Annotated in this window: 11 protein-coding genes and 5 tRNA genes; 8 read left to right on the plus strand and 8 right to left on the minus strand. The window is 70.1% G+C overall.

What is annotated here, in order from left to right; translation table 11 throughout:
• The first annotated feature begins 469 nt into the window (after nucleotides 1-469).
• The gene (locus ACFVYS_RS39365) at nucleotides 470-829 is read left to right on the plus strand and encodes a hypothetical protein (protein ID WP_389510105.1); all 360 of its coding nucleotides are present in this window, start codon (nucleotides 470-472) and stop codon (nucleotides 827-829) included.
• Between the two features lie 146 nt (nucleotides 830-975).
• Here the strand turns inward: ACFVYS_RS39365 and ACFVYS_RS39370 are convergent.
• The 6 genes from ACFVYS_RS39370 to ACFVYS_RS39395 form a co-directional block, all read right to left on the minus strand.
• Nucleotides 976-1,048: transfer RNA gene (locus ACFVYS_RS39370), tRNA-Lys, on the minus strand.
• 100 nt (nucleotides 1,049-1,148) lie between these two features.
• A complete protein-coding gene (locus ACFVYS_RS39375) occupies nucleotides 1,149-2,702 on the minus strand; it encodes an amino acid permease (protein WP_389510106.1) in 1,554 nt (517 codons plus the stop codon).
• 48 nt (nucleotides 2,703-2,750) lie between these two features.
• Nucleotides 2,751-5,819, minus strand: a complete 3,069-nt coding sequence (locus ACFVYS_RS39380) for an FG-GAP repeat domain-containing protein (protein ID WP_389510108.1) — start codon at nucleotides 5,817-5,819, stop codon at nucleotides 2,751-2,753.
• A gap of 207 nt (nucleotides 5,820-6,026) precedes the next feature.
• Nucleotides 6,027-8,309, minus strand: a complete 2,283-nt coding sequence (locus ACFVYS_RS39385; protein ID WP_389510109.1) for a DEAD/DEAH box helicase — start codon at nucleotides 8,307-8,309, stop codon at nucleotides 6,027-6,029.
• 560 nt (nucleotides 8,310-8,869) lie between these two features.
• Nucleotides 8,870-9,403, minus strand: a complete 534-nt coding sequence (locus ACFVYS_RS39390) for a hypothetical protein (RefSeq protein ID WP_389510111.1) — start codon at nucleotides 9,401-9,403, stop codon at nucleotides 8,870-8,872.
• A 109-nt stretch (nucleotides 9,404-9,512) separates the two neighbouring features.
• Nucleotides 9,513-9,863 carry a metallopeptidase family protein gene (locus tag ACFVYS_RS39395; RefSeq protein ID WP_216377826.1) on the minus strand — a complete coding sequence of 117 codons (351 nt, stop codon included), beginning with the start codon at nucleotides 9,861-9,863 and terminating at the stop codon, nucleotides 9,513-9,515.
• Between the two features lie 84 nt (nucleotides 9,864-9,947).
• Here ACFVYS_RS39395 and ACFVYS_RS39400 point away from each other — a divergent pair, with 84 nt between their 5' ends.
• The 7 genes from ACFVYS_RS39400 to ACFVYS_RS39430 all read left to right on the plus strand — a co-directional run bounded on the left by ACFVYS_RS39400 (nucleotide 9,948) and on the right by ACFVYS_RS39430 (nucleotide 16,652).
• Nucleotides 9,948-11,546: a metallophosphoesterase gene (locus ACFVYS_RS39400; protein ID WP_389510113.1), complete on the plus strand. Its 1,599-nt coding sequence runs from the start codon at nucleotides 9,948-9,950 to the stop codon at nucleotides 11,544-11,546.
• An 80-nt stretch (nucleotides 11,547-11,626) separates the two neighbouring features.
• A tRNA-Glu gene (locus tag ACFVYS_RS39405) sits at nucleotides 11,627-11,699 on the plus strand.
• Nucleotides 11,700-11,737: 38 nt separating this feature from the next.
• A tRNA-Asp gene (locus tag ACFVYS_RS39410) sits at nucleotides 11,738-11,812 on the plus strand.
• Nucleotides 11,813-11,835: 23 nt separating this feature from the next.
• Nucleotides 11,836-11,909, plus strand: a tRNA-Phe gene (locus tag ACFVYS_RS39415).
• A gap of 116 nt (nucleotides 11,910-12,025) precedes the next feature.
• Nucleotides 12,026-15,994, plus strand: a complete 3,969-nt coding sequence (gene hrpA, locus ACFVYS_RS39420) for an ATP-dependent RNA helicase HrpA (RefSeq protein ID WP_389510115.1) — start codon at nucleotides 12,026-12,028, stop codon at nucleotides 15,992-15,994.
• Between the two features lie 94 nt (nucleotides 15,995-16,088).
• Nucleotides 16,089-16,163: transfer RNA gene (locus tag ACFVYS_RS39425), tRNA-Asp, on the plus strand.
• Nucleotides 16,164-16,460: 297 nt separating this feature from the next.
• On the plus strand, nucleotides 16,461-16,652 hold the full coding sequence (locus tag ACFVYS_RS39430) for a DUF6274 family protein (protein ID WP_389510117.1): 192 nt from the start codon (nucleotides 16,461-16,463) through the stop codon (nucleotides 16,650-16,652).
• Between the two features lie 523 nt (nucleotides 16,653-17,175).
• Here the strand turns inward: ACFVYS_RS39430 and bldC are convergent.
• On the minus strand, nucleotides 17,176-17,382 hold the full coding sequence (bldC, locus tag ACFVYS_RS39435; protein WP_003949541.1) for a developmental transcriptional regulator BldC: 207 nt from the start codon (nucleotides 17,380-17,382) through the stop codon (nucleotides 17,176-17,178).
• Nucleotides 17,383-17,986: 604 nt separating this feature from the next.
• Nucleotides 17,987-18,829: a hypothetical protein gene (locus tag ACFVYS_RS39440; protein WP_389510119.1), complete on the minus strand. Its 843-nt coding sequence runs from the start codon at nucleotides 18,827-18,829 to the stop codon at nucleotides 17,987-17,989.
• Nucleotides 18,830-18,930: the final 101 nt, after the last annotated feature.

Here is an 18,930-nt window from a genome sequence, read left to right on the forward strand (position 1 = left end):
GCCATCTCGCTCGCCGCCAACTGACCCCGGACGCCGCCGGGGCCCGGGGGCCGTCGGCCACCGGGGCCCCTGCGGAATCGCACCACCGCCTGCCGGCCCTGGCGCTGCTCCGGCCGCGGTACTGCTGGTACTGCTCGTACTACTTGGTACTACCGGTACTGCCACCGCGTCGACCGCGGTCCTGCTCATGGCGGCCCCTGATCACTGCGGGCCACCCGGTCCGGCCGTCAGTCCCGTCGCCGTCGTACGACCACCACCTGGCTTCGACACTCCACCGCCGCACCGTCATACACCTGCTGCTGCCCGGCAGTTCGTGTCTGCCAGGCCTTGCTCGATCTCGGCTACGAGAGAAACCATAACCAGGTCAGTGCTCAATGTCTACTCTGGCAAGCATAGATTTTGCGGCTCTCGGCAATGAGGTATCCCCACGGGCCCGGCTCGGACGGGTCGGTGCATAGAATCCGATCTCATGCCGAAGCCTGACGAGCTGATCGTGGACATCGCCGCCCGTGTGGAGTCCGAGCAGAGCAATCAGATGCCCCTGACCGTGGTCACCGGTGGTGCCGTCATCACCGGTCGACTGGCTCCCGAAGCCACCTGGCGGCAGAGGGTGTCGGAGGTGCTGACGGACTCCGCCCACCTGGGAGAGTTCTCCGCCGTCTTCGACACCCCCGCGAAGAAGGACGGGCCGCCCACGCATCTGCACTTCCATGTCGCCCGGATCCTCCAGGGCACGGTGGGGATCCCCGAGACGGGCGGGATGTACCGCGTGGCGATCGAGGACGTCAGCGCCTGGACCATCGGGGACTTCAGCTACTCCGACCACTGACCGACCGACCCGCCGCCGAGCCGGGAACGGCACGGCACCCGCGCTCACGCACCGGCCCGGAAACGGAAGCGGCGCCCGGGTCGACCGAAGTCGACCCGAGCGCCGCACCACAGGCCGGAAGGGGATGTCCCCCGCCTCGCCGCCGGTAGGCCCTGTGGGACTCGAACCCACAACCAATGGATTAAAAGTCCACTGCTCTGCCAATTGAGCTAAGGGCCCAGGCGATGTTGCCTCCCCGAGCATAGCCGGAGGTGGCCGTGTCTCCGATCGGGTATCGGAGACACGGGCGCGCCGGGCGACGCGAAGCGATCGAGATCGGTCACCGCTCGGGCAGTTCGGCGGGTGCCGCAGCCCGTGACGCCTCGCGGGCGATGGTCCGTTCGTGCTCGGGGTTGAGGAACCAGTTCCGGGCGGAGACCTGCCACCACACACCCGCGAAGCCCAGCACGACGAGGACGGCGACCGGGGCGTAGTTGAAGGTCTCCCAGGTGACCGGCGAGACCTGGGGCAGCATGAACAGGACGGTGATGACGGCCACCCACGCCACCGACACCACGCCGATCGCCTTCGACCAGCGGCCCAGGTGCCACGGCCCCCGCGCGAAGGCGTCGCCCTTGCGGATGCGCAGCAGGGTCGGGATGACGTACGCGATGTAGAGGCCGATGACGGCGATCGAGGTGACGGCCGCGTACGCGGTCACGTTGATCAGGTACGGCAGGCCCAGCACCAACGCGCCGCCGGCCGCCAGCCAGACCGCCGCGACGGGCGTGCGGGTACGCGGGCTGACCGTGTGCCAGATGTGCGAGTACGGCAGCGCCCCGTCCCTCGAGAAGGCGTAGATCATGCGGCTGTTGGCGGTCACGGACGCCATCCCGCAGAACAGCTGGGCGCCGATCACGACGAGCAGCAGCAGCTTGCCGGCGGTCGCGCCGAGCGCGTCGAGCAGGATCTGGGCGGGCGGCGCGCCGGTCGGGGAGGCGAGCGCGGCGTCGTAGGACTGGATGGCGTACGTGAAGCCGAGCAGCAGCACGAAGCCCGCGATCCACGAGGTCCAGATGGACTGCACGATCCCCTTGGGGCCGGCCGTCGACGCATCGTGCGTCTCCTCGGTCATGTGGGCGGAGGCGTCGTACCCGGTGAAGGTGTACTGGGCCATCAGCAGGCCGAGCAGGACGACGTACACCCCGCTGCCCCAGCCGGTGTTGTTGACGAACTCACCGAACACGAAGGACGTCGACTGGTGCTTGTCGGGGACGAAGGCCAGCGCCCCGACGATGACGCCCACGCCCAGCACGTGCCACCACACGCTCACGCTGTTGAGGAGGGCGACGATCCGCACCCCGAAGGTGTTCAGCAGTCCGTGCAGCACCAGGATCCCGGCGAACAGCAGGACCGTCCGGCCGGGGGTCACCTCGAAGTCGAACTGGAGGTTCAGATAAGCGCCGAGGAAGGAGGCGGCGCCGAAGTCGATGCCCGCCGTCACCGCCACCTGGCCCAGCACGTTGAACCAGCCCGTGAACCAGGCCCAGGCCGCCGCCGATCGCGGGGGCGCCAGCCGGTGGGCCCAGAAGTACAGGCCCGCCGACGTCGGGTACGCCGAACAGATCTCGGCCATGGCCAGGCCGACGAACAGGGTCATCAGCCCCACGGCGACCCAGCCCCAGACGATCACCGCCGGGCCGCCCGTGTTCATGCCGAACAGGTACAGCGTCAGGCAGCCCGACAGGACCGAGATGATCGTGAAGGAGACCGCGTAGTTGGAGAACGCCGACATGCGGCGGGCGAGGACCTGGGTGTAACCGAGTTCGGCCAGCCGCTCTTCGTCCGAGAGTTTCCCGGGAGCCGGCCGACCCGCTGTGCCGTCATCTGTCATGCCCCCAGCAATTCCCCTGCCGAGGGCGTGACACACGTCACAACTTGGCTAGAAAATGCCCTTGTAGTTCTGCCAGCCGGCGCCGATCTTGACCCGCGTCCCGAAGGTGCCCGTCCCGGTGCCGGGCAGCCGGTACAGCCCGCCCGCGGTGTCGCGCACCACGAGGTCCGCCTTCCCGTCCCCCGTGATGTCCCCGGCCCCGGCGACCGCGTTGTACGAAGCCCCCCAGTTCGCGAACAGCTTCACGCGCGCCGTGAAGGTCCCCTTGCCGGTCCCGAGGTAGCGGTACAGGTTGTTCGACTTGTCCTGGGCGATCAGGTCACCGACGCCGTCACCGTTGAGGTCACCGACGCCGACGATCTTCTTGTACGTCTTCCAGTCGTCGTAGAGCTTCACGGCCGTCGCCAGCTTCCCGGCGGCCGTCCCCCGGTAGAGGTAGACCCGGCCGGTCGACGGGTTACGGGCGATCAGGTCTGGCCGCCCGTCCTTCGTGACGTCACCGGGCGAGGTCAGCACGTCGAACTGGGTCCAGCCGCTGGTGCCCAGCGTGGTGTACGGCGAGGTCGGCTTCAGTGCCGTCCCGCACACCGGCCGGTACAGCCGCAGGGCGCCGTTGCTCAACCGCACCAGGACGTCGTTGCAGCGGTCCCCGGTCAGGTCCCCGACCGGGACCGGCAGGATGCCCGCGGGCCAGCCACCGCCGCTGAGCGCCGAGGGGAACGCGCCCTTGCCGTCGCCCTGCCGGAACGTGACCGTGCCGGAAGAGGTGAACGCGAGCAGATCCCCGACGCCGTCGGGGAACGCCTGCGGCCCCGCGTAGTCGTGCCGGACCGCGGTGCCGCGCAGCATGCGGACCTCGCCCCTCACCTCGAGCGGGGCACCGACGCCGTCGGCGGGCGCGACGGAGAGCGTCCAGTCGTACCGGCCGTTGGGCAGGGTGGCCCCGGGGTCCCAGTCGACCGTCAGCTCGCCCCGAACCGCACCGCCGTCCGTGCCGCCGACGACCTTCCCGGTCGCCTTGCTGCGCACCTTCAGCTCCCAGCCCGCGGCCGGCTTCGACAGCACCGTCGTGGTCAGTGTGTGGTAGCCGGGCGAGGTCTCGGCCGTATTCCGTGCGGGGTCGAGCAGGCGCAGCGGCTGCTGGGCCACCCCGGACGGTACGAGATGGACGCGTTGCAGCTCGTCCACGTACGCGGCGTTGGAGCCCGACTCGTCCACGGTCCAGCGCACGTCCCGCTGCGGGACCCCGGTGTCCGGCAGGTCCCCGATCACCCGGCTCTCGGGGGCCGCGCCGGTGACCGTGGTGAGGACCAGCTTCCCGTTCTGCCTGTCGTGCGTGACGACGAACCCGTCCCCCAGTCCGGCCTCGCCGGCCGGTACGGCCACGGAGGCGCCCGCCGTGCGGTCGTACACGCCCGCACGGCCGTCGCAGGCCCAGTACAGCCAGCGGCCGACGGCCTGGAGGTCGGTGGGGGCGCAGCCCGCGTCGGTGGTGAGGGGCGTGCCGCTCCGGCCGGTGGCCAGGTCGAGGGGCACGACGCTGCCCACGGTCGTACCGGGGGTCCACAGGGTGTTGCCGGAGAGGGCGGCGGCACCGGGGGCGCGGGTGACGGGCTGGTAGTAGTCGTCACCGGGCTTGTACACGTACTGCCCACCGGGAGCCGTGTAGAGCAGGTACCGGCCCGAGACGTCGGTGATCCGTCCCCCGGCCGGGACGTCGACGTGCCATGACTTCCACGCGGTGGCCGACGCTCGGTACGTATTGATCCGGTCGAGTTGCTCCGTGGCGTGGCTCAGCCGGACGGTCGTCCCGTCGCCCATGCTCCGCACCGGAGAACAGGCGGCGTCGTCGGACGGACAGCTCTCGGCGCCCGTGAGGGTGGTCTCGGCGCCGAAGACCGGGGTGCCCGTCGGCGCGACACTGCGGGCGTTGATGAGCCGGCTGGTCGTGGTGGCATCGTAGGCGGCCACCAGGCGCCCCTGGTCCAGGGACAGACCCTGGATCTCGGTCGGCGGCTTGGGCAGCGCCTTGACCTGCGTGACGACCGGACTGCCGGCCGGACCGGGCTGGATGCGCCGGATGCCCCAGTCGTCGAGCGTGACCGAGGTGCGCCCGACCGCCACGGCGCTGCCGTCGGCCGCCGCGGAGATGCCGGCGTACGACGTGGCGAGCAGGGTCACCGGGGGGCCGCCCGCGAGGGACTGCCCGTACACCGCCAGTCCCGCGCTGGGCCGGTACACCAACCAGTCGCCGACCACGGCGAGGTCCTGCACCGGGTTCACGCCGCGCCCCGTCAGCGTGAGCTGGGCGGGTGCAGCGGACAGGTCGGAGCGGGAGTACACCTGGACGGTGGGCTCGTTGAGGTTGAAGAGGACGACGTGGCCGGAGGTGACCTGGGCGTCGAGATAGATCTTGGGACCCGGCGTGGTCCAGCTCTGCGCCCGGCCCGTGCGCCGGTCGACCATGACCGTCAGGAACTGGCCGTCCTTGTCGGCCAGGAACAGCAGCCCGTTCTCGTCACCGCCCGCGGGCCTGCCGAGGTTCACTCCCTCGGGCACCCCGGTGACCGGCACGTCCCGCGTGGTGCCGTCGGTCTCCGGGAGCAGCAGGTGCATCTCCCGCCAGGCCTTGCCGTTCTCGTCCTCCACTGCGCGGTAGGCGACCGCCAGATCGCGGTAGGCCGTGACCAGGTCCAGGCCGTCGGGTGCCCGGAGGGTGCGTGTGGTGCCGGCGGCCGCGTCCCACAGGCCGACCTCACCGCCGCCGTACTGGTAGGCGAGCACGTCGCCTCCGGCCGCGTAGGTGCCGGTGATCCCGGCCGGACGGGTCACGGGCACGGACTCGCCGTCCGCGTACCGCGTCCAGACCAGCCCCTTGCCCTCCAGCGTGTGGAAGACGCCCTGTGCTCCGGCGCCGTCGTGACCGCTGTAGGTCGACCGGCTGTAGAGCGGAGCCGAGGTGTTGGAGTCACGTACCTTCGCCGGCACCACCGTCTCCTGCGCCGTGTCCGCGACCGCCACCGACGACGGCAGCAGGGGGCTCAGGCCCGCTGCCAGGACGGCGGAGGCGGCGACGAGGCGCAGGCGGTCGTGGGCGTGGCGGGTCGAACGAGCCAAGAGGGTCCCTCCCCGGGAACGGGGACGGATGCGCCACCCGCCTCTCCGGCGTCTTCGGCCCCCCGGCCTGTGGCTCCGCCCCACGAAGTCCGGTGATCCTACAGCCGCCCCACAGCCACACGGAAAGGGGTTACCGGGAGACGGAAAACGCCGTGGCCCCCACCGGAGTTCGGTGGGGGCCACGGCGTTCACTCAACTGAGCCGACGTCAGCCGTTGCGCTTCCAGCGCGGCTTGTCGTCACGGCGGCCGGTCGTGCCGGAGCCGGTGCCACGGTGGTCGCCGCGGTGGGTGGACGGGCGGTCGTGGCCGCCGGAGCGGAAGCCCGGGCGGTCGTCGCGACGGTCACGGTTGAACGGACGGTCGCTGCCACGGTGGGTGGAGGGACGCTCGTCGCGACGGTCGCGGTTGAAGCCGCCCGACTGACGGTCGTCACGGTTGAAACCGCCCGAGGGACGGTCGTCGCGGCGGAAGCCACCGGAGGGACGCTCGTCACGACGGTCACGGCTGAAGCCGCCCGAGGGACGGTCGTCACGGCGGAAACCACCGGAGGGACGCTCGTCACGACGGTCGTCGCGGCGGAAACCACCCGCGGGACGCTCGTCACGACGCTCGAAGGAGCGGCCACCACGGTCGTCACGGCCGGCGCCGCCACGGTCGTCACGGCGGTCACGGTTGAAGCCACCGCGGTCGTCACGACGCTCGAAGGAGCGGCCACCACGGTCGTCACGGCGGTCGTCGCGGCGGAACCCGCCACGGTCGCCGTCCCGACGGTCACGGTTGAAGCCACCGCGGTCGTCCCGGTTGAAGCCGCCACGGTCGTTGTCGCGGCGCTCGAAGGAACGGCCGCCACGGTCGTCACGGCGCTCGTAGTTGCCCCGCTCGTCACGGCGCTGACGCGGCTGCTCGTGCGCGGGCTGCTCGGAGACCACGGCCTCGGCCGGCGCCTCCGCCACGGTGTTCTGCTCGACGACCGCCTCGGCGGCCGCGACGACGGCCGCCTCCGGGTCCTCGCCACGCTCGCGCGCCACGCGGGCCACCAGACGGTCTGCCTCCTCGCGCAGCTCGGTCGCGCGCCGCTGCGCACGCTCCAGCTCCTTGGTGAGCTCGGAGACCTCACGCTCGGCCTGCTGCGCCGCGTTGCCCGCGGACTCGGCCTGGACCTCCGTCATCGAACGGGCACCGGTGATCTCGGCGACCTCCGGCTCGAAGGCGGCACCGCCCTGGATGATGTGACGCCCGGCGTCGACGCCCGCGTCCTCCATCAGACGGAAGATCTGACGGCGCTGGTGCGGCAGCGAGAGGGAGACGACCGTGCCGGTGCGGCCGGCCCGCGCGGTGCGGCCCGCGCGGTGCAGGTAGTCCTTGTGGTCGCCGGCCGGGTCCACGTTGAGCACCAGGTCGATGCCGTCGACGTGGATACCGCGGGCGGCGACGTCGGTCGCGACGAGCGCGTTGACGTAGCCGTCCTTGAAGTCGGCCAGCGTGCGGGTCCGCGCGCCCTGGGTCATGCCGCCGTGCAGCGCGTCCGCCTTCACACCGGAGTCGCGCAGCTGCTCGGCGATACGGTCGGCGCCGAGCTGGGTGCGGACGAAGATGATCGTGCGGCCCTTGCGGGACGCGATCGCGGCGGTGACCGGCGCCTTGTCCTTGGGCTTCACGATCAGGATGTGGTGCGACATGGTCGTGACGTTGCCCTGGGCGCTGTCGACCTCGTGCGTGACGGGGTTGCTCAGGTAGCGCTTGACCAGCGTGGAGATCTCGTTCTCCATCGTGGCCGAGAACAGCATGCGCTGGCCGCCGCCGGGGATCTGGTCGAGCAGCTCGGTGACCTCGGGCAGGAAGCCCAGGTCGGACATCTGGTCGGCCTCGTCGAGGACGGCGACCTGGACGTTCTCGAGCGAGCAGGCGCCACGGTTGATGAGGTCACGCAGACGGCCCGGGGTGGCGACGAGGACGTCGACGCCGCGCTCCAGGGCGTACATCTGGTTGCTCATCGACGTACCGCCGCAGACGACCTTCATCTTCAGGCCGAGCACGTCGCCGTACGGCTGAAGCGCGTCCGCGACCTGCATCGCGAGCTCACGCGTCGGCGTGAGGATGATGCCGCGGGGCTTCTTCTTGTCGGTGTGGCCGCCGGACAGCGACGTCAGCAGCGGCAGACCGAACGAGAGGGTCTTGCCGGAGCCGGTGCGGCCGCGGCCGAGGATGTCCTTGCCGGCCAGGGCGTCCGGGATGGTCGCGGCCTGGATCGGGAAGGGGCTGGTCACACCGTTCTGCGCGAGCTTGCGCACGACGCCCTCGGGGAGCCCGAGGTCGGCGAAGGTGAGTTCGGGGGTCTTGGGGGCCTCGGGCGTCTCGACGATGGCCTCTACGGCCTCGGCGACGGCCTCTGCGGTCCCGGCGGTCTCCGCGACCTCGATGGTCGCGAGGTTGATCGGCTCGTCGTTGTTCTCGGACACGACGGAGTGATCAGTACTGGAAATGGACATGCGAATGCGAAACCTTCCGGAGTCTCAAGTCGGCACGCGCCCGTCAACTCCGTGTTCGCATTGCACTACGACCGCCTCTATGCGGTCAGCCACGGCAAGGGAGAGTACGCGCCACACGGCGCGCTCTGCGGTGGCGCCGGGCAAATGGGATCAAACGATCTACCACTATAAGCACCCTGACCACCGAAGGCAAACCGAGCCTCATCACCGCAGCTCAGCGGCCTCCTCACACCCAAGGAGAGAGCCCACGCGAGGGATCCGCGAAGGACCTGCGTCATGGCCTCCCCGAGCCGGGCGGCCCGCCCGGGACAAGCACCTGATCGAGACGGACGACCACCCGGCACGAACGAGTGTCCGGGACGAGCACCTGATCGAGATGGACGACTGCCCGAAGCGAACAACTGTCCGAGACCGACGGCTGTCGGGACGGACGACTGACAGGGACAGGCGACTGCCCGGCACGAACGACTGTCCGGTACGAACGACCGACCGGGACGGATGACTCTCGGGGGCGAACGACTGACCGGGACAGCACGTCCGGACCAGGCGGGCGCGTCCGACTACGCGGGCGAGCCCGCCTCCGGTGCCGGCTCCCGGTCCGCCAGCTGTGCCGCCGGGCCTCCGTCGCCCTCGTGCGCCGAGGACGACGGCTCGGCGACCGTCGGCTCCGGCGTGGGCGACGGCGGCTCCGGCGTGGGCGCGGGCGGCTCCGGGTCCGGCGAGCGCGTGGGCGGCTGTGCCCCGGTGGGCGTCGGCACCCCCGGCCGCTCGCTCGTCCCCGGCCGCACGGCCCCTGCCGAGGCCGGCGCGCTCCGACCCGCCGACGGCGGGGCCGAGACCGACGCCGAGGCGCTCGCTCCGCCCTTGCCGCCCTTGCCGTGCCCGTGCTTGCCGTCACCGCCCGCCGCGCCCACCCCGAAGCCGCCGCCGGAGCCCCCCGAGACCCCGCCGGGGGCCTCACCGCCCCGCTGCCCCGCCGAGTGCGACGGCTTGGCCCGGCCGCCCTCCTCGTGCCCCACGCTCATGCAGCCGGCGGCCGCGGCGACGGCCAGGACCGTCGCGGCCAGACGAACGGGTACGTACAAGGGGCGCACGGGGCCACCTCCGGGGCAGGCGTAAGGAGTCGACGTGCCCAACTCCCGGCGCCCGCAAGAAGACACGCGCCGACGCGCGCCCCTCTGCCGTACGGCTCAGGCGTACGGCTCAGCCGTAGCCGAGGGCGTGCAGCCGCGCGTCGTCGATGCCGAAGTGGTGGGCGATCTCGTGCACCACCGTGACCTCCGTCTCCGCGACGACCTCCTCCCGCGTCTTGCACATCCGCAGCGTCGGCCCCCGGTAGATCGTGATCCGGTCCGGCAGCACGCCGGCGTACCACTCCCCGCGGTCCGTCAGCGGCGTCCCCTCGTACAGCCCGAGCAGCTCGGGATCGTCCGCCGCCGGTTCGTCCTCGACGAACACCGCGACGTTGTCCATCAGCCGCGTCAACTCCGGCGGAATCCGGTCCAGCGCCTCGGCGACCAGTTCCTCGAACTCCTCGCGCGTCATCTCCAGCACAGGGCCATTGTCCGGTACGACGCCGCCGGGGGGAGGTCACGAACCGTCCGCATACCGACGCCCGGACCGGGGCATAGGGCACCAATGGTCCGAGCCCGTCTCCCCACCGCAGTCCTGAAGCGCCGCAAGCCCGCCAGGAGCGGGAACCCGGTCCCCGAACTCGCCGCCCGGCCCAACCCCTGGATCCGCGCTCTCGGCCTGACCGGCGTCGTCCTCATCGGCGCCTGGCTCGGCCTGCTGATCGTCGGGGACGTCCGCGTGTCCGTCGGCCCGATGAACACCACGATGACCCTGCGCCCGTCCGTCACCGGCGGCACGAAGATCAACATCTCCCCGCTGGGCGCGCTCAGCCTGGACAGCCACATCGCCCCGGTCCGCCTCGACGTGAACGTGGACCAGCTCGATCCCGAGCGCTCCCAGGCCCTCGTCGACCACCCCGAACGCCTCTCCGGCCTGCAGGACGAGGTCGCCCGTGACATCGAGCACGGCACCCTCGACCTCGCGCTCCGCTCCTGCGTCGCCGTGGTCTCCGGCGCCACCGCGCTCGGCCTCGCCGTCTACCGCCGCCCCCGCCGCGCCCTCGCCGCCGGCGGTCTCGCCCTCACCCTGCTGGCCGCCTCGGGCGCGACCGCCTACGCCACCTGGAACCCCAAGTCGGTGCTGGAGCCGCGGTTCTCGGGCCTGCTGTCCTCCGCGCCCTCGCTCGTCGGCAACGCCCGCAGCATCGTCACCGAGTTCGACGTCTACCAGCAGGAACTCGCCCGCCTGGTCACCAACGTGACCAAGCTCTACGACGTCACCTCCACGCTCCCCGCCTTCCAGCCGGACCCGACCACCGTCCGCGTCCTGCACGTCTCCGACATCCACCTGAACCCCGCGAGCTGGAAGATCATCGCCTCGCTCGTGGAGCAGTACAAGGTCAATGTGATCGTCGACTCCGGCGACACGATGGACCACGGCTCGGCCGCGGAGAACGGCTTCCTGGACCCCATCGCCACGCTCGGCGCGCCCTACGTCTGGGTCAGGGGCAACCACGACTCGCTCGTCACCCAGCGCTACCTGGAGGGGATGAAGAACGTGCACGTCCTCGACGACGGCCGCGCGGTCACCCTCGCCGGGCTGCGCTTCGCCGGCATCGGCGACCCCCAGTTCACCCCCGACCGCTCCGCCGCGCCGGGCGCCGAGGAGTCCCAGGAGGAGGCGGGCGCCCGGCTGGCCCAGGCCCTGCGCGCCCAGCGGGACGCCAACACCCCGGCGGACGTGGCCATCGCCCACGAGCCCTCCGCCGCCCGCGGCACGGACGGCGAGGTGCCCCTCGTCCTGGCCGGGCACCTCCACCACGAGGACATGGAGGTCATGAAGAAGGGCACGCGGCTGCGCGTCGAGGGCTCCACCGGCGGCAGCGGCCTGCGGGCCGTGGAGGGCAAGTACCCGGACCCCATCGAGGCGTCGATCCTCTACTTCGACCGGGACACCCGCCGCCTCCAGGCCTGGGACGAGATCAAACTCGGCGGCCTGGGTCTGACGACGGCCGAGGTCAGCCGCCACCTCCCGAAGGAGAACCTGCCCGGAGCCGCACCGTCCCCGAGCCCCTCGCCGACTCCCTCCCCCAGCCCGCCGCTCAGCCCGTCCGCCAACCCGTCGGTCAGGCCCTCCGGAACCCCCTCCGGGGCTGCCCCGTAAACCGTTTTGGCGATACCCCCCGCCATCCCATATGCTCATGACGTCCCCGACGCGCTGAGAAGCGCCCAGGCGGGCCGATAGCCCTCATCGTCTAGCGGCCTAGGACGCCGCCCTTTCAAGGCGGTAGCACGGGTTCGAATCCCGTTGGGGGCACGCAACACCGTGTGCGACACTGTCGTACACAACAGCTGGGTCCTGTGGAGCAGTTTGGAGTGCTCGCCACCCTGTCAAGGTGGAGGCCGCGGGTTCAAATCCCGTCAGGACCGCTGAGGTTTCACTGAAACCTCGTGGCTGGGTAGCTCAGTTGGTACGAGCGATCGCCTGAAAAGCGATAGGTCGCCGGTTCGACCCCGGCCCCAGCCACAAGAACGAAAACCCCCTCCGGGCGACCGGAGGGGGTTTTCGTCGCTGTGTGTCGGACGGGGCGGGTCCAAAAGCACTCGCCCCTTCTTTCGCCGAGATGAGATCCTGGATCGCGTATGTCTACGCACCCCACTCCCGGCGCCTCCGCTCCGGGCACTCCGGCCCTCGGCGACCTCGCCCCCCGCCTGACCGAGCTGTCCCTGCGCGACGCGCACCGGCTCGGGCGCAGGCTCGAAGGCGCGCGCAAGATCCGCAAGCCGGAGGCCCGTGCCGCCGTCCTCGCCGAGATCGAGGCGGAGGTCGCTCAGGTCGAGGAGCGGATGGTCCTGCGGCGCGGCCGGGTGCCCGCCGTCTCGTACCCCGAGCAGCTTCCGGTCAGCCAGAAGAAGGACGAGATCGCGGCCGCCATCCGTGATCACCAGGTCGTCATCGTCGCCGGTGAGACCGGGTCCGGCAAGACCACCCAGATCCCGAAGATCTGTCTCGAGCTGGGGCGCGGCGTCCGCGGCATGATCGGGCACACGCAGCCCCGTCGGATCGCCGCCCGCACCGTCGCCGAGCGGGTCGCCGAGGAGCTCGACACGCCCCTCGGCGAGGCCGTCGGCTGGAAGGTGCGGTTCACCGACCAGGTGAACCCGGACGCCACCTTCGTGAAGCTGATGACGGACGGCATCCTCCTCGCGGAGATCCAGACCGACCGTGAGCTGCGCGCTTACGACACGATCATCATCGACGAGGCCCACGAGCGGTCCCTCAACATCGACTTCCTGCTGGGCTACCTCGCCCAGCTGCTCCCCCGCCGCCCCGACCTCAAGGTCGTCATCACCTCCGCGACCATCGACCCGGAGCGCTTCTCCCGGCACTTCGGCGAAGCCCCGATCGTCGAGGTCAGCGGGCGGACGTACCCGGTGGAGGTCCGCTACCGGCCGCTCCTCGAAGAGGAGTCCGACGACGCCGACCGCGACCAGATCACCGCGATCTGCGATGCCGTCGAGGAGCTCCAGTCCGAAGGCAAGGGCGACATCCTCGTCTTCCTCTCCGGTGAACGGGAGATCCGGGACACCGCCGACGCCCTGGAGAAGAGGAAGTACCGCTTCACGGAAGTGCTCCCCCTCTACGCCCGGCTCTCGCACGCCGAGCAGCACCGGGTCTTCCAGCAGCACACCGGCCGCAGGATCGTTCTGGCGACCAACGTGGCCGAGACGTCCCTGACCGTCCCGGGCATCAAGTACGTCATCGATCCCGGCTTCGCCCGCATCAGCCGTTACAGTCACCGCACCAAGGTCCAGCGCCTGCCCATCGAGCCGATCTCGCAGGCCAGCGCCAACCAGCGCAAGGGCCGCTGCGGCCGGACCAGCGACGGCATCTGCATCCGGCTGTACGACGAGGACGACTTCCTCGCCCGCCCGGAGTTCACGGACGCGGAGATCCTCCGTACCAACCTGGCCAGCGTCATCCTCCAGATGACCGCGGCGGGCCTCGGCGACATCGAGAAGTTCCCCTTCATCGACCCGCCGGACCACCGCAACATCCGCGACGGCGTGCAGCTGCTCCAGGAGCTGAACGCGCTGGACCCGGCCGAGAAGGACCCCCGCCGGCGGCTCACCCAGACCGGCCGCAAGCTGGCCCAGCTCCCCGTCGACCCGCGCCTCGCGCGGATGGTCCTGGAGGCCGACAAGAACGGCTGTGTGCGCGAGGTCATGGTGATAGCCGCCGCGCTGTCCATCCAGGACCCGCGCGAGCGCCCGGCCGACAAGCAGACCCAGGCCGACCAGCAGCACGCCCGCTTCAAGGACGAGACCAGCGACTTCCTGGCCTACCTCAACCTGTGGCGGTACGTGCGCGAGCAGCAGAAGGAGCGCGGTTCCTCCTCCTTCCGGCGTATGTGCAAGCAGGAGTACCTGAACTTCCTGCGCATCCGTGAGTGGCAGGACATCTACTCGCAGCTCCGCACGGTCGCCAAGCAGATGGGGATCCATCTGAACGAGGAGGACGCGCCCGAGCAGAGTGTCCATGTCTCGCTCCTCGCCGGGCTGCTCTCGCACGTCGGCATGAAGGACGTGAAGGACGGCAACAAGAACGAGTACCTGGGTGCGCGGAGCGCCAAGTTCGCGATCTTCCCGGGTTCGGCCCTCTTCAAGAAGCAGCCGCGCTTCGTGATGTCCGCCGAGCTGGTGGAGACGAGCCGTCTCTGGGCCCGCGTCAACGCGAAGATCGAGCCCGAGTGGGTCGAGCCGCTCGCCGGACACCTCCTGAAGCGGACGTACAGCGAGCCGCGCTGGGAGAAGGACCAGGCGGCCGTCATGGCGGACGAGAAGGTCACGCTGTACGGCGTCCCGATCATCGCCCAGCGGAAGGTCAACTACGGGCGGATCGACCCGGAGACCTCCCGCGACCTGTTCATCCGCAACGCGCTGGTCGAGGGCGACTGGCGCACACACCACAAGTTCTTCGCCGACAACCGCCGGCTCCTCAGCGAGGTCGAGGAGCTGGAGCACCGTGCCCGGCGCCGGGACATCGTGGTGGACGACGAGACGCTGTTCGACTTCTACGACCAGCGGGTGCCCGAACACGTCGTGTCCGGCGCGCACTTCGACTCCTGGTGGAAGCACAAGCGGCACGAGCAGCCCGATCACCTGGACTTCGAGCGGGAGATGCTCATCCGGGAGTCGGCGGAGGCCGTCACCAAGGCCGACTATCCGGACTCCTGGCGGCAGGGTCAGCTGAAGTTCCGGGTGACGTACCAGTTCGAGCCCGGCACGGACGCGGACGGCGTGACCGTCCACATCCCGCTCCATGTCCTCAACCAGGTCACGGACGAGGGCTTCGACTGGCAGATCCCGGGTCTGCGGGAGGAGGTCGTCACGGAGCTGATCCGTTCCCTCCCCAAGCCGATCCGCCGCCACTATGTACCGGCGCCGAACTTCGCGAAGCGCTTCCTGGACGTGGCGGTGCCCCTTCAGGAGCCGCTCACGACGACCATGGCGCGTGAGCTGAAGCGCATGGTCGGCGTCCCGTTCGAGGCGGACGACTTCGACTGGTCGCGGCTCCCCGACCATCTGCGGATCACCTTCCGGATCGTCGACGAGCGGCGCCGCAACCTGGCCGAGGACAAGGACCTCGAGACGCTGAAGCTCCGGCTGAGGCCGAAGGCGAGGCAGGCCATCTCGCAGGCGGCCGCGGCCACCGCCGAACGGCAGGGCGGCGAGTCCCTGGAGCGTTCGGGCCTGACGGACTGGACGATCGGCTCGCTCGCCCGCGTCTTCGAGACCCGCCGCGCGGGCCAGCCGGTGAAGGCGTATCCGGCGCTCGTCGACGACGGCGACACCGTGTCCGTGCGTCTCTTCGACACGGAGGCGGAGCAGGCGGAGGCCATGTGGAAGGGCACGCGCCGACTGATCCTGCGCACCATCCCGGTCAATCCGGCAAAGTTCGCATCCGAGAAGCTGACGAACGCCCAGAAGCTCGCGCTGTCCGCGAATCCGCACGGCTCGATCCAGGCGCTGTTCGACGACTGCGCGATGGCGGCGGCGGATCGGCTGATCGCCGACTTCGGCGGTCCGGCCTGGGACGAGGAGTCGTACCGGAAGCTCTACGACAAGGTGCGTGCGGAGATCGTCGACACGACGGTGCGCACGGTCGGGCAGGTGCAGCAGGTCCTGGCCGCCTGGCAGGCCTGTGAGCGCCGTCTGAAGGGCGTACGCAGCCCCGTGCTGCTCGCGAACCTGGCGGACGTGCGGAAACAGCTGGACGCCCTCGTGAAGCCCGGCTTCGTGACCTGGGCGGGGCTGCGCCGCCTGCCCGACCTCATGCGCTACCTGGTGGCGGCGGACCGGCGGCTCCAGCAGATGCCGACCGGCGTCCAGCGGGACACCAGCCGCATGGAGAAGGTCCACGAGATGCAGGACGAGTACGCGTGGCTGCTGGAGCAGTTGCCGAAGGGCCGGCCCGTTCCCCAGCAGGTCCTGGACGTCCGCTGGATGATCGAGGAGCTCCGGGTCAGCTATTTCGCCCACGCGCTGGGCACGGCGTACGCGGTCTCCGACAAGCGGATCGTGAAGGCGATCGACGCGCTGGCGCCGTAACGGCTCCCGCACGGAGGGTGAGTTCGACCACCGGGCTCACCCTCCTGTACAGTCCTTCTCGCAGCGCAACGCAACATCAAGTGCCGCAAAACCTGGTCCTGTGGAGCAGTTTGGAGTGCTCGCCACCCTGTCAAGGTGGAGGCCGCGGGTTCAAATCCCGTCAGGACCGCAGTGAACGAGTGAGGCCCGCTTCCCGCCAAGGGACGCGGGCCTCACTCATGTCGTGACCTGCGTCAACCCGCCGACCACCCGCCAAGGCGGAGGCCGCGCCGCGGCGCAGCCGCAATCGGGTACGTCACATCCCGTCAGGACCGCAGTGAACGAACGGCAGAGAGCCCGGATCTTCGGATCCGGGCTCTCTGCGTTGCTCTCCGGACGTTGTCCGCCGCTCCCTTGACGTCGTCACCTTCCGCCGGTACCCCAGAAGTCAGGGCCCTGTTTCGCGTGGCCCCGACGGAGGTGGGGCATGGCGGTATCGGTCAGGCACGAGACGCGGGCACTGCTTCGCGCGCACCTGTCGGCCGCGACCCCCTACCGGCATCAGACCCGCCACTGCCCGATCTGCCACCGCTTACTGCGGCTGGCGCTGAACGGCACCCCACGGGGCCCGGAGGCCCCTGAAGGGGCCGTGGAGGGCGAGAGTCCCCCGTCGGCGTGATCCGGCGCCCTCGTGACCTCCGGCCGCGCCGGCGCCGCACTCGCACCCGCACCCGCACCCGCGTCCGCGTCCGCGTCCGCGTCCGTCAACGGCCGTACCCGCGTGGGGCGCTGGAACGTGAACCTCCTCTAGCGCACATGAGCCAGAGGCAACAAGGCTGCTGGCATGTGACGGGTGTCACGGCATGAGTTTTGAAAAGCCGGGTTCTTACCAGGCTCCTACAACTGGTCAATTTTATATGTGCAATTGCACCACTCCGGAGGATGCCCCCAGGAACCCTCCCAGAGCCTCCCCAGACTCCGACAAGGCCGCTCACAGAGCCACCTGATATGACCCGCCGAGCACCCTCAAGCAGTCTCAAGCGCACAAAAAAGATCGCGCTGGACCCGGCGGAGTCCAGCGCGATCGACGACGCTCCCAGTGGGCGAGGGGCCTGTTGGGGCAGGACCCACGTCGCTTGTAGCTAGGTTTCGGGCGTCCGAACAGGTTGGGGGACCTGACGTGTTGCCCGGTTATTCACTTGTCAGGCCTCGCTGCGCTGCTGCGGGATACCCGCAAGCAGTGCGCGGACCTCGGCCTCGCGATAACGGCGATGTCCGCCGAGCGTACGAATCGATGTGAGCTTGCCGGCCTTCGCCCACCGCGTGACCGTCTTGGGGTCGACGCGGAACATGGTGGCGACCTCAGCCGGGGTCAGCAGCGGCTCAGCATCAGGGGTGCGAGCGGTCATGAGCGGCCTCCTCGGGAGAACCGAACCTTCTCGGTTCTTTCCTCTAAATTCTGCACCTTGACCCGCGTTGCCCGAAATGGCGGACGCGAGTCGAGTCGGTTATAGGACGAACGGCTTGTCCTCGGCACTACAACTACACCATCCGTCCAGCCGCGTCGGCCAAACCGATGGAATTGCCCCCCAGGTGTTCATCGGCGACGGAAGCCGATGGACCATGCCATAGCGGACAGTCACGCCACTGTGACGATCAGTCACAGGGCGATCAGGAGGCATCAGACCCCCCAAAGCGCTGCAATGCTGAGATTTCCCCCCACAGTGGAGCATAAGCAGGCGGACGGAGCCCTCCCCGGACTCCTTGTCCTATTTTGGCACGAGGAGGGGTAAGCGACGCAAGGGCCGCGTACGTGCGTTCCATCACCCTTGCGACATAAGCCCGGATCGGGACCTACGTCCCGTCAGTTCCGTGAAGTGCGGTTGACCGTACGCTGTTCCACTGCTTCACGGCCGTGACGTGCGTCACTAATGAAAGCGCTGTCGCATCTGTCACATCGTCAGATCACAGCAAACGCGGGAGGTCGGCGGCCGTGCCAACCCACGGCGGCCGTCAGTTCGCCGAGCGCCGCTCCCGCACCGACCGCCACCGCTCCACGAGCCGCGCGTACGCCTCGCCCGCCGCCGCGCCGTCGCCGATCCGCAGCGCCTCGATGGCCTCGGCCACGTCCTGCGCCGAGTGATCGTCCTCCAGATCACCCGCCGGCAGCACGTGCACCAGGCCGCCGTAATCCAGTTCCACCAGCGAACGCGGGTGGAACTCCTCGAGCCAGCGCCCCACGTCCACCAGGCCCTCGACGAGCGGCCCGCCGTCCATGGTGTCCTTCAAAGTCCGCAGCGACCGGGCCACCCTGCGTCGCGCCTGCACCATCGGGGTGCGATAGCGCAGCACGGGGGCCACCTCCGCCGTCCCCTTCTCGTACTCCCGCTCCTCCTCGGAGACGAGCACGAACCAGTTCAGGGGCACCTGCCAGACGGCGGTACGGATCCACGGGCGGGCATCGGGGTTGCGTTCCAGCCACCGCTCGTGGTCCTTGGCGGCCTCCAGACGCACGACCTCGGGCAGTGCCGCCTCCAGGACCGGCCGGGGCAGCTCGTCCTCCAGCTCCGCCAGGGCCAGCCAGCCGCGCAGCCGGGTGCGCCAGGGGCAGACACAGAGCACCCCGTCCACCTGGGCCAGGAACGCGTCGCCGCTCTCGTGCACGGGCACCGCGACCGGAGGGGTGGGCAGCAGGTCGGCCAGCGAGCGGCGCAGCTCGTCCTGGTAGGAGGGGAGCTCGGGGCGGCCGGCGTAGCGGGTCCAGTGGGTGCGCTCGGGCTCGGGGAAGGCGGCCAGCGGCTCGTACACACGCAGATAGACCGCGTACGGAACGACCACCGAGGACACCTTGGGCACGCCTGCTCCCTCCCCCTTCGGCCGATCGGGAAACCCTGCGAATCGTCCCACGGAGGCACTCCGGGAGAAGGTGATCCCTGACACTGCGAGATCGGCGGGCC

The sequence above is a fragment of the Streptomyces sp. NPDC058295 genome (genome assembly GCF_042880655.1).
GTDB lineage: Bacteria > Actinomycetota > Actinomycetes > Streptomycetales > Streptomycetaceae > Streptomyces > Streptomyces coriariae.

What these genes read in the sequence shown, in the direction of transcription:
- ACFVYS_RS39400 (WP_389510113.1), top strand. Translation starts at nt 9,948, where the DNA reads ATGGTCCGAGCCCGTCTCCCCACCGCAGTCCTGAAGCGCCGCAAGCCC.
- ACFVYS_RS39385 (WP_389510109.1), bottom strand. Translation starts at nt 8,309, where the DNA reads ATGTCCATTTCCAGTACTGATCACTCCGTCGTGTCCGAGAACAACGAC.
- ACFVYS_RS39430 (WP_389510117.1), top strand. Translation starts at nt 16,461, where the DNA reads ATGGCGGTATCGGTCAGGCACGAGACGCGGGCACTGCTTCGCGCGCAC.
- ACFVYS_RS39375 (WP_389510106.1), bottom strand. Translation starts at nt 2,702, where the DNA reads ATGACAGATGACGGCACAGCGGGTCGGCCGGCTCCCGGGAAACTCTCG.
- bldC (WP_003949541.1), bottom strand. Translation starts at nt 17,382, where the DNA reads ATGACCGCTCGCACCCCTGATGCTGAGCCGCTGCTGACCCCGGCTGAG.
- ACFVYS_RS39365 (WP_389510105.1), top strand. Translation starts at nt 470, where the DNA reads ATGCCGAAGCCTGACGAGCTGATCGTGGACATCGCCGCCCGTGTGGAG.
- hrpA (WP_389510115.1), top strand. Translation starts at nt 12,026, where the DNA reads ATGTCTACGCACCCCACTCCCGGCGCCTCCGCTCCGGGCACTCCGGCC.